Below are 13,119 nucleotides of genomic sequence, written 5' to 3'. Positions count from 1 at the left end.
CCGACCGGATCATCGCTGTGTCATATTCGGCAACCGCCTGAAACCGCCCCCGAGGGTGGAGTACCCTCAGCCCCATTTACACCCTCAGACACCATTCGAACACATGGAGTAACGGCGTTCGGCCGCACGGAAGTCACTCACCGGGACGGGTGAGCAAGGTACTTCTCTCCTCTTGTCAGGCCCCGGCGATCCGCAGCGCCGCGTCGGCGGTGGCGCGGGCGAACTCCCCCACGGAGCGCTCCGGATCGGAGCGGTGGACGAGGATGACGCCCTCGATGAGCCCGAAGACCAGGTCGGTACGCAGGTCCAGCTCACCCTTCGCGAGCGCCGCGCCCGCCGTCGTCGCGGCGATCAACTGCCGGTAGCCGTCCTTGAGTTCGGCGCGTACGGCGTGGAAGCCGGCGAAGCGCTCGGTGCGCACCTCGGGCAGCAGGTAGAGCCCGCCGAGATTGTGCGGCCCGGCGCACAGCAGCTCGACGTCGGTACGGCACAGCTCCCACAGCCGGTCCTCGGCGGACCGGGCGTCGTCGGCGAGCAGGGCGCGGGCGCAGGTGAGCGAGGGCGTGACCGTGGACTCCAGAAGCCGGGCGAGCAGCTCCTCCTTGCCGGAGACGTAGTGGTACATGGACGCCTGCCGCATCCCGGCCCGTTCGGCGACGGCCCTGGTGGTGGTGGCCGCGTACCCCCGCGTGGTGAACAACTCGGCGGCGGCGGCCAGCAGTTCGTCCAGGGGATCCAGTCCGCTCTCCACCCGCTGCACCACCCGAGGCCGACCCACCCGACGCCCACCACTCGTGCCCATGCGTCCGATCCTCGCACACGGCACCGAAACGGCGGGGCCGCGCTCGGGCAGCCGGTCAGCGCCTCGACCGGCCGTGAGCACCCGGTAACACCCCCGCAACCGCCGAGCAACCGCCCCGACCCGCCCCGCCCCTAATTTCTGTCGGGCGACAGAAATTGATGCCGAGCCGCAGGAGAAGAGGTCCCGTGATGGCGACAGCGACCACCTACGGAGCGCGTGCCCATGCCCGGGCGCAGGAGGGGGCGCGGGCCGAGGCCATGCCCGTCGTGCCGGCCGCCGACTGGCCGGCGCCGCCCTGCGAGGCGGGGCATCTGGTGTGGGCGGAGACCGTGGCGGGCGGCAACTACACCCACCGGGTCCTCGCCCGCGGCACCGAACTGCGCCTGACCGACCTGCGCGGCGACGCCTGCGCCCATCTGCTGCTGTACGTCGACGGCCGCCCCTGGGAGCGGCTGAACGTCGCCGACACGGTGAAGGTGCAGTGGAACGCCTACCTCGGCCGGGGCGTCCTGCTCCTGTCCGACCAGGGCCGCGTGCTGGCCTCGCTGGTCGACGACACCTCCGGCCGGCACGACGCGCTGTGCGGCACCTCCACCCTCGTCCGCAACACGGCCCGCTACGGCGACGGCACTCCGCAGAGCCCCTCCCCCGCCGGACGCGAGCTGTTCAAGCTGGCCGCCGCCAAGAACGGCCTCACCGCCCGCGACCTGCCGCCCTCCCTCTCCTTCTTCCAGGGCGTGGAGATCCGCGACGACGGCTCCCTCGACTTCACCGGCTCGGCGGGACCGGGCGCGAGCGTCACCCTGCGCGCCGAACAGGACCTCACGGTGCTGATCGCCAACGTGCCGCACCCGGCCGACCCCCGCCCCGACTACGTCAGCACCCCGCTGGAGGTCCTCGCCTGGCGCGCGGACCCCACCCGTCCCGGCGACCCGCTGTGGGACGCCACGCCCGAAGGCCGCCGCGCCTTCCTCAACACCGCCGAATTCCTCACCGCGAGGGGGCTCGCATGAGCGTCAGGACCGTGATTCCCGCCCGCTCCGCCTGGTCGGCCGTCGTCCCCGAGGGCGCCTCGCTCACCATCACCGACCTGCACGGCAACCAGGCCGTCGACTTCCTCGTCTACGACGCCCACGACACGTCCGTGCGCTACAGCGCCCCCGACACCGTCCAGGCCCAGGGCGGCATCTTCCTCACCACGGGCAGCGTGCTGCTCTCCGACGAGCACACCCCGCTGATGACGGTGACCGCCGACGCCGTGGGCCGCCACGACACCGTCGGCGGCGCCTGCTCCAAGGAGTCCAACACCCTGCGCTACGGCCACCACACCTACGCCCAGCACGCCTGCGTGGACAACTTCCTCGCCGAGGGCGCCAAGCACGGCCTCGGCAAACGGGACCTGGTCTCCAACATCAACTGGTACATGAACGTGCCCGTCGAGAAGGACGGCACCCTCGGCATCGTCGACGGCCTCTCCGCCCCCGGCCTCGCCCTCACCCTGCGCGCCGAACGCGACGTGCTGGTGCTGGTCTCCAACTGCCCCCAGATCAACAACCCCTGCAACGGCTTCGAGCCGACGGCGGTCGAGATGACGATCGGAGACGCCGGATGACGTTCGACACGCTGCTGGTCGCCAACCGGGGCGAGATCGCCGTACGGATCATCCGCACGGCCCGCGAACTGGGCCTGCGCACGGTCGCGGTGTACTCCGACCCCGACCGCTCCGCCCCGCACGTACGCCTCGCCGACGAGGCCGTACGGCTCGGCCCGGCGCCCGCGAAGGAGTCGTACCTCGACGCCGACCTGGTACTCAAGGCCGCCAAGGACACCGGCGCGGGCGCGATCCACCCCGGCTACGGCTTCCTGTCCGAGGACGCGGTGTTCGCCCGCCGCTGCGCCGACGCCGGGATCGTGTTCGTCGGCCCGACGCCCGAGCAGCTCGAACTGTTCGGCGCCAAGCACACGGCCCGCGCCGCCGCCGAGGCCGCCGGTGTCCCGCTGGCCCCGGGCACCGGGCTCCTGCCGTCCCTCACCGCGGCTCTGGCGGAGGCCGAGACCATCGGCTACCCCGTCATGCTCAAGGCGACCGGGGGCGGCGGCGGGATCGGCATGTCGGCCTGCCGCTCGGCCGCCGAACTCACCGACGCCTGGGAGCGGGTGCAGCGCGTCGCCGCCGCCTCCTTCGCCACCGCCGGCGTGTTCCTGGAACGCCTCGTCGAGCACGCCCGCCATGTCGAGGTGCAGGTCTTCGGCGACGGCGCGGGCCGGGTCGTCACCTTCGGCGACCGCGACTGCTCGCTCCAGCGCCGCAACCAGAAGATCCTGGAGGAGGCCCCCGCCCCCGGCCTGCCCGACCGTGTCCGCGCCGAACTCGCCTCGGCGGCCCGCGACTTGTGCGCCTCCGTCGGCTACCGCTCCGCCGGCACGGTCGAGTTCGTGTACGACGCCGCCCGCGAGGAGGCGTACTTCCTGGAGGTCAACACCCGCCTCCAGGTGGAACATCCGGTCACCGAGGAGATCTACGGCGTCGACCTGGTCGCCTGGATGCTGCGGCTGGCGCGCGGCGAGCGGGACGTCGTACACGATCCGGGACCGCCGCGCGGCCACGCCGTCGAGGCCCGGCTGTACGCCGAGGACCCCAGCCGCGACCACCGGCCCAGCGCGGGCCTGCTCACCCGGGTCGAGTTCCCCGCCGGGGTGCGCGTCGACGGCTGGGTGGAGACCGGCACCGAGGTGACGACGTCGTACGACCCGATGCTCGCCAAGGTCATCGCGTACGGCGCGGACCGCGAGCACGCGCTGCGCCGGCTGGACGAGGCGCTGGCCCGCACCCGGATCGACGGCATCGAGACCAACCTCGGGCTGGTGCGGGCGGCGCTCGCCGACCCCCGGTTCGCGACGGCCGCCCACTCCACGGCGACGCTCGCCGAGGTGCACGATCCGACGCCGCGCGTCGAGGTGGTCTCCGGCGGCACGCTGACCACCGTGCAGGACTGGCCGGGCCGCACCGGTCACTGGCAGGTCGGGGTGCCGCCGTCCGGCCCGATGGACGACCGCTCCTTCCGCCTCGGCAACCGGGCGCTGGGCAACCCCGAGGGCGCCCCCGGTCTCGAATGCACCCTCCAGGGGCCGTCGTTGCGGTTCACCCACGCCACCACCGTGTGCGTGACCGGCGCCCCGGCCCCGGTCACCGTCGACGGCACACCGGTTCCGCAGTGGGAGCCGGTGACGGTGCCCGCCGGATCCCTGCTGGAGATCGGCGCCCCCGGCGAACACGGGCTGCGCACCTACGTGTTGGTCGCGGGCGGTCTCGACGTGCCCGCGTTCCTGGGCAGCGCGAGCACCTTCACGCTGGGCCGGTTCGGCGGTCACGGCGGCCGGGCCCTGCGTACCGGCGACGTCCTGCACGGCGGCACCGTCACCGAGGGCGTCCCGGTCACCGACCGCCCGGAGTTCGGCTCGCTGTGGCGGCTCGGCGCGGTCGAAGGCCCGCACGCCGCACCGGAGTTCTTCACCGAGGACGACATCCTCGACTTCTACGCCGCCGACTGGAAGGTCCACTTCAACTCCGCCCGCACCGGGGTGCGCCTGGTCGGCCCCAAGCCGCGCTGGGCCCGCACCGACGGCGGCGAGGCGGGCCTGCACCCCTCCAACATCCACGACACCCCCTACTCGGTGGGCGCCGTCGACTACACCGGCGACATGCCGGTGCTGCTCGGCCCCGACGGCCCCTCGCTCGGCGGATTCGTCTGCCCGGCGACCGTGCTCAGCTCCGAGCGCTGGAAGCTGGGCCAGGTGCGCCCCGGCGACACGGTCCGCTTCGAACCGGTCGACGAAGACGGCGCCCCGCGCCCGGAGATCGTGGACGGCGGTGTCCTCGCCCGCGACGGCGACGTCACCTACCGCCGCAGCGGCGACGACAACCTGCTCGTCGAGTTCGGCCCGATGCAGCTCGACCTCGCCCTGCGGATGCGGGTCCACGCCCTGATGGAGGCGGTCACCCAGGCCGCGCCGGACGGCGTCACCGACCTCACCCCGGGCATCCGCTCCCTCCAGATCCGCACCGACCCCCGGCGCCTCTCCCCCCGAGAACTCCTGCCACAGGTCAGGCAGTTGGTGGCCGATCTGCCGCCCACCGACCAACTGGTGGTGCCGTCGCGCACCGTGCACCTCCCGCTGTCCTGGGACGACCCGGCGACCCGCGAGGCGATCGCCCGCTACATGGCGGGCGTCCGCGACGACGCCCCCTGGTGCCCGTGGAACATCGAGTTCATCCGCCGCGTCAACGGCCTGGACACGGTGGCCGACGTCTACGACACCGTCTTCGCCGCCGAGTACCTGGTCCTCGGCCTCGGCGACGTCTACCTCGGCGCCCCGGTGGCCACCCCGCTCGACCCCCGCCACCGGCTGGTCACCACCAAGTACAACCCTGCCCGCACCTGGACCGCCGAGAACTCCGTCGGCATCGGCGGCGCCTACCTCTGCGTCTACGGCATGGAGGGCCCCGGCGGCTACCAGTTCGTGGGCCGCACCACCCAGGTGTGGTCGGCGTGGCAGCAGCGCGGCGCGTTCGAGCCGGGCTCGCCCTGGCTGCTGCGCTTCTTCGACCGGATCCGCTGGTACCCGGTCGAGGCGGACGAACTCCTCGAACTGCGGGCCGACATCATCTCCGGACGGTTCGTGCCGCGCGTCGAGGAGGGCACCTTCTCCCTGGCCGCCTACCAGTCCTTCCTGGACGAACACGCCGGTTCCATCGACGAGTTCAGGACCCGGCAGCGCACCGCGTTCGCCGCCGAGCGCGACGCGTGGGAGGCGGCGGGCGAGTTCACCCGCGCCGAGGCCGCGTCCGCCCCGGCCGCTCCCCCGGCCGAGGTACACGTCCCGGCGGGCGGCCGGCTGGTCGAGGCCGAGTTCACGGCCTCGGTGTGGCAGGTCGACGTGGCGCCGGGCGACCGGGTGACGGCGGGTCAGCCGCTGCTCGCGCTGGAGGCGATGAAGATGGAGTCCCGGGTGCACGCGCCGGCCGACGGCGTGGTGGCACAGATCCTGGCGGGTCCCGGCGACCAGGTGGAGGCGGGGACGGCCCTGGTCGTCCTGGCCCCGGCCGCCGGCTGAGAGAGGAACAGCACATGACCACCACGCTCACCCGGCTGCAAGCCGCCTACGACCGCATCGACGCGGTCGACCGCCCGGAGATCTGGATCGATCTGCGCCCGCGGGAGGAGACCGAGGCGGAGGCCCGCTCGATCGACGCCCGGGTGGCGTCCGGCGAGCGGCTCCCGCTCGCCGGACGGCTGCTGGCCGTCAAGGGCAACATCGACGTGGCGGGCCTGCCGACCACGGCGGGCTGCCCCTCGTACGCCTACCGTCCGGCCGCCGACGCACCGGTGGTGGCCGGGCTGCGGGCGGCCGGCGCGCTGGTGCTGGGCACGACGAACCTGGACCAGTTCGCGACCGGCCTGGTCGGCACCCGCTCTCCCTACGGCGCGGTGCGCTGCGCCGTGGACCCGGAGCGGGTGAGCGGGGGCTCCAGCTCGGGTTCGGCGGTCGCGGTGGCCCTGGGCATCGTGGACCTGGCGCTCGGCACCGACACGGCGGGCTCGGGCCGGGTACCGGCGGCCTTCAACGGCATCGTCGGCCTCAAGCCCACCCCGGGCCTGGTCCCGACCGAGGGCGTGGTCCCGGCCTGCGCGTCCCTGGACTGCGTGACCGTGTTCGCCCGCACCCTCCCGGAGGCCGAGCGCGCCTTGGCGCACATGATGACGGGCACGGTCCCCGCCGTCCCCGGCCGCGCCCCCGGCCCGTGGCGGATCGCCGTCCCGCCGCTCGACCGGCTCGGTGCACTGGACGAGGGCTGGACCACGGCCTACGAGCAGGCGGTACGGCGGATGGAGGCGGCCGGCGCCGAGATCCGCACCCTCGACCTGACCCCGTTCACCGAGGCCGCGGCGATGCTCTACGAGGGCGCGTTCGTCGCCGAGCGCTACACCGCCGTAGGAAGCTTTGTCGACAAGGCGATGGAGGCGGGCGGGGCGGCCGGTACGGACCTCGATCCGACGGTCGCCGGCATCATCTCCCGCGCCCGGGACATCCCGGCCCACCGTCTCTTCGCCGACCGGGACCGGCTGGCCGCCCTGCGCACCCGTGCGCTGGCCGAACTGGCCGGTGCGGACGCCCTGTTGCTGCCCACGACGCCCGGGCATCCGACCCTGGCCGAGGTCGCCGCCGATCCGCTGGGCGCCAACGCCCGGCTGGGCCGCTTCACCAACTCCACGAACCTGTTCGGTCTGGCGGCGGTGGCGGTCCCGGCGGGCGAGGTGGCCGGGCTGCCGTTCGGGGTGATGCTGATCGGCGCGGCGTTCACCGACGAACGCCTCGCGGCGGTCGCGGCCCTGCTGCGGCCGGACATCCAACTGGCCGTGGCGGGCGCCCATCTGACGGGCCAGCCCCTCAACCCCCAGCTCCTGGCACTGGGCGCGGTGCTGGAGCGGACGGCCACGACCGCCCCGGTGTACCGACTGCACGCGCTGCGGACCAGCCCGCCGAAGCCGGGCCTGGAGCATGTGGGGGCCGGGGGCGCCGGGATCGAGGTGGAGATCTGGCGCCTGCCCGCCGAGGGCCTGGGGCGCCTGGTGGCGTCCCTGCCCCGCCCGATGACGCTGGGCAGCGTGGAACTGCCGGACGGGACCGGCGTGCCGGGCTTCCTGTGCGAGCCCGGCGCGCTGGCCGACGCCGAGGACATCACCCGCTACGGCGGCTGGCGGGCCTACCTGCGCGGATGAGCCCGAGGGTCGGCCTGCTCCGTGCGTGGGCGAGGCCCGGGGCCAGCCCGCCACCTGCGCGGATGAGCCCGAGGGCCGGCCTGCTACGTGCGTGGGCGAGGCCCGGGGCCAGCCCGCCACCTGCGCGGATGAGCCCCAGGAGCCGACCCTGTCCCCTGCGCGTGTGAGCCCCGGGAACCGGCCCGGTCACCCCACCGACGAGTACGCGACGACCCCACGCAGCACCTGCTCGACCGCCTTGCGCGCGGACTTCGCCACCGTGGAGCCCTGGGGGGCCGCCGCGGCGATCTGGCCGAGCACATCGATGACCTGCTTGCACCAGCGCACGAAGTCGCCCGCCGGCATCTCCGCCTCGCGCAGCACCTCGTCGAGCCCCTTGCCGGAGGCCCACATGTAGGCGGCCCAGGCGAAGCCCAGATCGGGTTCGCGCTGTCCGACGCCCTCGGTCTGGCTGATCCGGAAGTCCTCCTCCAGGGCGTCGAGCCGCCCCCAGATCCGGACCATCTCGCCCAGCGCCGCCTTGGCGGCCCCGGAGGGCAGCTTGGGTGCCATCGCGTCGTCGCCGACCCGGGCCTCGTAGACCAGGGCGGAGACACAGGCGGCGAGTTCGGCCGGGCCGAGGCCCTCCCACACACCGGCCCGCAGGCATTCGCTGGCCAGCAGGTCCAGCTCGCCGTAGAGCCGGGCGAGGCGCTTGCCGTCCTCGGTGACCTCGTCGCCACGGAGGTAGTCCAGCTCGGTGAGCAGGGCGACGATCCGGTCGAAGGTGCGGGCGATGGTGTTGGTACGGCCCTCGATGCGCCGCTCCAACTGCGAGGTGTCCTTCAGCAGCCGGTGGTAGCGCTCGGCCCACCGGGCGTGGTCCTCGCGCTCGGCGCAGCCGTGGCAGGGATGGGCGCGCAGGGCGGTCCGCAGCCGGGCGATCTCCCGGTCGTCGGCGGCCTGGGAGCGCTTCTTCCGGGCCCGCTCCGGCGTGATGTGCCCGGCCTTGGTGCGCAGCGCGGAGGCCAGATCGCGGCGGGACTGCGGGGAGCGCGGGTTGAAGGACTTGGGGATCCGCATCCGCTCCAGCGCCTCGACCGGCACCGGGAAGTCCATCGACGCCAGCCGCTTCACCTGCCGCTCGGCCGTCAGCACCAGGGGGCGCGGGCCGTCGTGCGCCTCGAAACCGCGGTGGCCGTTGGCCCGCCCGGCCGGCAGACCGGGGTCCAGGACCAGGGCCAGGCCCGCGTACTTGCCGGTGGGGACGTGGATGACGTCGCCCGGCTTGAGCTTCTCCAGCGCGACGGCGGCCTCGGCGCGCCGCTGGCTGGCGCCCTGCCGGGCCAGCTCGGTCTCCCGGTCCTTGAGGTCGCGGCGCAGCCGCGCGTACTCCTCGAAGTCGCCGAGATGGCAGGTCATGGAGGCCTTGTAGCCCTCCAGTCCCTCTTCGTTGCGCTGCACCTGCCGGGAGATCCCGACGACCGAACGGTCCGCCTGGAACTGCGCGAACGACGTCTCCAGCAGCTCGCGCGAGCGGTGCCGGCCGAACTGCTCGACCAGGTTGACCGCCATGTTGTACGACGGCTTGAAGCTGGAGCGCAGCGGATAGGTACGGGTGCCGGCGAGTCCGGCGAGGTGGTCGGGGTTCATGGCGCGCTGCCACAGCACGACGGCATGGCCCTCGACATCGATGCCGCGCCGGCCGGCCCGCCCGGTGAGCTGGGTGTACTCGCCGGGGGTGATGTCGGCGTGCTGTTCGCCGTTCCACTTGACGAGCTTCTCCAGGACCACGGAGCGCGCCGGCATGTTGATGCCGAGCGCCAGGGTCTCGGTGGCGAACACGGCCTTGACCAGGCCGCGCACGAACAGCTCCTCGACGACCTCCTTGAAGGTCGGCAGCATGCCCGCGTGATGGGCGGCGATCCCGCGCTCCAGGCCCTCCAGCCACTCGTAGTAGCCGAGGACGTGCAGGTCCTCGCGGGGGATGGCGGCGGTGCGCTCCTCGACGAGGGCGCGGACCTCGGCGCGCGCGTCCTCGTCGTTGAGCCGCAGTCCGGCGTACAGGCACTGCTGGACGGCGGCCTCGCAGGCGGCGCGGCTGAAGATGAAGGTGATGGCGGGCAGCAGGCCCTCGGAGTCGAGCCGCTCGATGACCTCGGGCCGGCCCGGGGTCCACACCCGGGAGCGCTGCCGGCGCTCACGCTCGCGGTCGGCCTCGCGCAGCCCGCGGCCGCGTCTGCGGTCCTGGTAGGAGGGCCGGCTGGCCTCCATCCGGGCCAGCCGGGTGAGGTCGGGGTTGACGGCCCTGCGGTGGCCCTCGCCCTCCTCGAACAGGTCGTACATACGGCGGCCGGCCAGGACGTGCTGGAACAGCGGCACGGGCCGGTGCTCGGAGACGATCACCTCGGTGTCGCCGCGGACGGTGTCCAGCCAGTCACCGAACTCCTCGGCGTTGGACACGGTCGCGGAGAGCGAGACGAGGGTGACCGACTCGGGCAGGTGGATGATCACCTCTTCCCAGACGGCGCCGCGGAAGCGGTCGGAGAGGTAGTGCACCTCGTCCATCACCACGTAGCCGAGGCCGAGCAGGGTCTGCGAGCCGGCGTACAGCATGTTCCGCAGCACCTCGGTGGTCATCACGACCACCGGGGCGTCGGAGTTGACGCTGTTGTCACCGGTGAGCAGGCCGACCTTGTCCTGGCCGTAGCGGCGGCACAGGTCGGAGTACTTCTGGTTCGACAGCGCCTTGATGGGGGTCGTGTAGAAGCACTTCTTGCCCTGCTGGAGGGCGAGGTGGACGGCGAACTCGCCCACGATCGTCTTGCCCGAGCCGGTGGGGGCGGCCACCAGGACGCCCTTGCCCGCCTCGAGTGCCTGGCACGCCTCGATCTGGAAGGGGTCGAGGCCGAAGTCGTACATCTCGCGGAAGGACGCGAGTGCGGTGGCCTGCTCGACGGCACGCATGCGCGCCGCCGCGTACCGCTCGGCCGGTGAGAGATCCTCTGTCATCGTGCTTTCGAGCGTACCGGGCGCCGCTGACAACGGGACGATCATTATCCGGATCGGGCCCGGCAGGGGCAGGTCAGGCCGGCGTCACGTCACGTCACGTCGTCGTATCCGTTGACGCGCTCGGTGCTGGTCTGCCCGGGCACGGTGCGGGTGGTGCCGATGTTCTCGACCTCGCCGATGTCCTCGGGGGTGAGGTCCAGCTCGGACGCCTCGTCGTCGGCGGGGCCGAGTTCGTCCCGGCGGCGTCTGCGGCGGTCGTTGAGCAGGGAGAAGCCGGTGGCGAAGAAGTAGAGGATCCAGATGGGTCCGGCGAGCGCCAGCATGGTGAGCGGGTCGGTGCTGGGGGTGGCGACCGCGGCGAACACCGTGATGCCGATGATCATGCCGCGCCACCAGCCGAGCATGCGCTTGCCGGTCAGCGCCCCGGTGAGGTTGAGCATCACCAGCAGCAGCGGCAGCTCGAAGGAGAGGCCGAAGACGAGCACCATGCGGACGATCAGGTCGAGGAGGTCGTCCAGCGGCAACTGGTTGTCCAGGTCCGCGGGGGAGAACTCCAGGAGGACCTTCGCCATGGTGGGCAGCGTCTTGTAGGCGAAGAACGCGCCGCCGAGGAAGAGCGGGACGCCGGTGCCGACGAACGCGTAGGCGTACTTGCGCTCGTGCTGGTGCAGTCCGGGCGCGACGAAGGCCCAGAGCTGGTAGAGCCAGACCGGCGACGCGAAGATCACACCGGCCATCAGGGAGACCTTGAGGGCGAGGGTGAAGGGGGTCAGCAGACCGTTGAGCACGATGCGGGCGCAGTTGCCGGTGTCCTGCTTCGCCAGCTCGGAGAAGGTGGCGTCGCACCCCACGGCGTTGAGGATCGGGTTCGTGAAGAACTCGATGATGTCCTTGTAGAAGAAGGCGGCGACGATCGTCACGAGGACGATGGCCAGCATCGCCTTCGCGAGCCGGTTGCGCAGCTCACGCAGATGCTCCGCGAGCGGCATCCGCCCCTCGGGGTCCTTCTCCTGCTTGCGGGCAGACTTGAGCAACCCACGTTCCCATCTCGTGCGGCGGGCCGGAGGTCACCGGCCCTGCATCAGCGCTTGGTCGTGTCCGTGGGCTCGGCGACCGGGCGCGAGCTGGTCACGTCACCGGGGGCGGCCTGGATGGTGCGCTGCGAGGGGGCCTGCTCGCCGGGGGCCGGCGGGTCGGCGGGGGCGGTGGCGGAGTTGCTGCCGTCGTCCTTCATCGCCTTGGCCTCGCTCTTGAGGATGCGCGCCGACTTGCCGAGCGAGCGGGCCATGTCCGGAAGCTTCTTCGCGCCGAACAGCAGGATGATGACGACGAGGATGAGAATGATCTCGGGGGCGCCGAGCCTTCCGAACATAAGTCTTTACCTTCTCACCGAGGCGGTTGGGTGGGGGTGCTGTCCGACCGGTCGGACAGGCGTCCGAACGACCGTGCTGGCAGCGATCGTAACGCTCAGGGGTGAACGTCCGGCAATCCCCGTGCGTACTCCCGGTCCGCGGTCCGCGCCTCGCTCTTCGGCCCGCGATCAGCAGCGTACCTGCCCCTGGCGCCGGGGCGGGAGGGCGAAGTGGCCCAAAACGCATTCCTCACCAGACTCACAAGGTGCAGGTACCGGACGCCCGGGTCCCCGACGGCGGTCCCCCACACCCCGACGGCCCGGTCCTCACGTCACACCGACGCCGGGGCTCGCCGTCGGTGCCTGGGCTCACCGTCTGTCGGCGCGGAAGACACGCACCGCGTGCCGGCCCGGGACTCCCAGGACGCCGGCGCCGGATTCGCCGCGCTGTGCGCACGGGAGACACACCCGCGCACCGGACCGGCAGTCACAGCATGCCGAACGCCGGGCTCGCCGCCTGCGGGCACGAGACTCACCGCGTGCCGACGCCGGATCCGCCACGTATCCACGTATCGGATGGAGACTCACACCATGCGACGCCGGGCTCACCGCGCCGGCAGCGGGTGCCCGCCACATAGCGACGCACGACTCACAGCACGCTGAGCGCCGGATTCGTCGCGTGCCGGCGCGGGAGGCTCACCACGTACCGCCCCGCACCGGCCGCGTGCCGGCGTGGGGCTCGCAGGATGCCGACGGCGAGGTCTCAGCCTGCGGAGACCCACCGTGCCGACACCGGGCCCGCCACGAGTCGGCACGGCGCTCACCTGCCGCCGATGCCCGCGCCGCGGCTATCGCGTGCCGACGCGAAACCCCAGGAACGCCGACGCCGGGCTCGCCGCGTGCCGGCTTCGGACCCGCCTGGTATCGTCGCGAAACTCACAGCGTGCCGGTATCGGGCCTGGATCCCGCCTCGCCGACGGAGTCACAACGTGTCGGCGGTCTTGGCCGCGCTCATCGCCGCCCGTTCCAGGTCCTCCGCGGCTCGGTTGATGCGGCGGGCCGATTCCGTGACCTGGTGGCCCAGGCGGCGGGCCTCCAGGAAGACGCGGGCGGCGAACACCGTGAGGACGGCGAGACCCAGGAAACCCATGGCAACGGCGAACATCGGCCAGAACATGAGCCGAGCCTAGACC

General features: G+C 72.7%; 9 protein-coding genes. 4 read left to right on the top strand and 5 right to left on the bottom strand.

All coding sequences use genetic code 11. The features are described 5' to 3' along the window. Positions 1-175: 175 nt before the first annotated feature. Positions 176-802 (bottom strand): TetR/AcrR family transcriptional regulator, encoded by a 627-nt coding sequence (locus G6W55_RS26560; RefSeq protein ID WP_175523338.1) that lies wholly within the window; start codon positions 800-802, stop codon positions 176-178. A 188-nt stretch (positions 803-990) separates the two neighbouring features. On the opposite strand from G6W55_RS26560, the gene G6W55_RS26555 reads away from it, so the two are divergent. The 4 genes from G6W55_RS26555 to atzF are packed head-to-tail and all read left to right on the top strand — an operon-like array spanning position 991 to position 7,584. Continuing rightward, entirely contained in the window at positions 991-1,815 is an 825-nt protein-coding gene (locus G6W55_RS26555) for an urea amidolyase associated protein UAAP1 (RefSeq protein ID WP_175523337.1), read from the top strand. Continuing rightward, positions 1,812-2,414 carry an urea amidolyase associated protein UAAP2 gene (locus G6W55_RS26550; protein ID WP_175523336.1) on the top strand — a complete coding sequence of 201 codons (603 nt, stop codon included), beginning with the start codon at positions 1,812-1,814 and terminating at the stop codon, positions 2,412-2,414. Before G6W55_RS26555 ends, G6W55_RS26550 begins: the two co-directional genes overlap by 4 nt. Then, on the top strand, positions 2,411-5,917 hold the full coding sequence (locus G6W55_RS26545; protein ID WP_175523335.1) for a 5-oxoprolinase/urea amidolyase family protein: 3,507 nt from the start codon (positions 2,411-2,413) through the stop codon (positions 5,915-5,917). Before G6W55_RS26550 ends, G6W55_RS26545 begins: the two co-directional genes overlap by 4 nt. Before the next feature lie 14 nt (positions 5,918-5,931). Next, on the top strand, positions 5,932-7,584 hold the full coding sequence (atzF, locus tag G6W55_RS26540; RefSeq protein ID WP_175523334.1) for an allophanate hydrolase: 1,653 nt from the start codon (positions 5,932-5,934) through the stop codon (positions 7,582-7,584). 186 nt (positions 7,585-7,770) lie between these two features. Here atzF and G6W55_RS26535 read toward each other — a convergent pair whose 3' ends face one another. From G6W55_RS26535 to G6W55_RS26520, 4 genes are all read right to left on the bottom strand, one after another. After that, on the bottom strand, positions 7,771-10,620 hold the full coding sequence (locus G6W55_RS26535; protein WP_175523333.1) for an RNA helicase: 2,850 nt from the start codon (positions 10,618-10,620) through the stop codon (positions 7,771-7,773). 44 nt (positions 10,621-10,664) lie between these two features. Further along, entirely contained in the window at positions 10,665-11,609 is a 945-nt protein-coding gene (tatC, locus tag G6W55_RS26530; protein ID WP_175523332.1) for a twin-arginine translocase subunit TatC, read from the bottom strand. A gap of 47 nt (positions 11,610-11,656) precedes the next feature. Next, positions 11,657-11,947, bottom strand: a complete 291-nt coding sequence (gene tatA, locus G6W55_RS26525) for a Sec-independent protein translocase subunit TatA (RefSeq protein ID WP_175523331.1) — start codon at positions 11,945-11,947, stop codon at positions 11,657-11,659. A 961-nt stretch (positions 11,948-12,908) separates the two neighbouring features. Next, a complete protein-coding gene (locus tag G6W55_RS26520; protein WP_175523330.1) occupies positions 12,909-13,103 on the bottom strand; it encodes a hypothetical protein in 195 nt (64 codons plus the stop codon). Positions 13,104-13,119: the final 16 nt, after the last annotated feature.

Origin of the sequence: Streptomyces sp. CAI-85, from assembly GCF_013363615.1 — a bacterium.
GTDB lineage: Bacteria > Actinomycetota > Actinomycetes > Streptomycetales > Streptomycetaceae > Streptomyces > Streptomyces antibioticus_B.
This window is presented reverse-complemented; position numbering and strand designations above follow the sequence as displayed.

Bases quoted from the DNA above. Each gene is read 5' to 3' on its own strand.
- G6W55_RS26555 (WP_175523337.1), top strand. From the start codon at position 991: ATGGCGACAGCGACCACCTACGGAGCGCGTGCCCATGCCCGGGCGCAG.
- G6W55_RS26545 (WP_175523335.1), top strand. From the start codon at position 2,411: ATGACGTTCGACACGCTGCTGGTCGCCAACCGGGGCGAGATCGCCGTA.
- G6W55_RS26520 (WP_175523330.1), bottom strand. From the start codon at position 13,103: ATGTTCTGGCCGATGTTCGCCGTTGCCATGGGTTTCCTGGGTCTCGCC.
- G6W55_RS26535 (WP_175523333.1), bottom strand. From the start codon at position 10,620: ATGATCGTCCCGTTGTCAGCGGCGCCCGGTACGCTCGAAAGCACGATG.
- G6W55_RS26560 (WP_175523338.1), bottom strand. From the start codon at position 802: ATGGGCACGAGTGGTGGGCGTCGGGTGGGTCGGCCTCGGGTGGTGCAG.
- tatA (WP_175523331.1), bottom strand. From the start codon at position 11,947: ATGTTCGGAAGGCTCGGCGCCCCCGAGATCATTCTCATCCTCGTCGTC.
- G6W55_RS26550 (WP_175523336.1), top strand. From the start codon at position 1,812: ATGAGCGTCAGGACCGTGATTCCCGCCCGCTCCGCCTGGTCGGCCGTC.
- atzF (WP_175523334.1), top strand. From the start codon at position 5,932: ATGACCACCACGCTCACCCGGCTGCAAGCCGCCTACGACCGCATCGAC.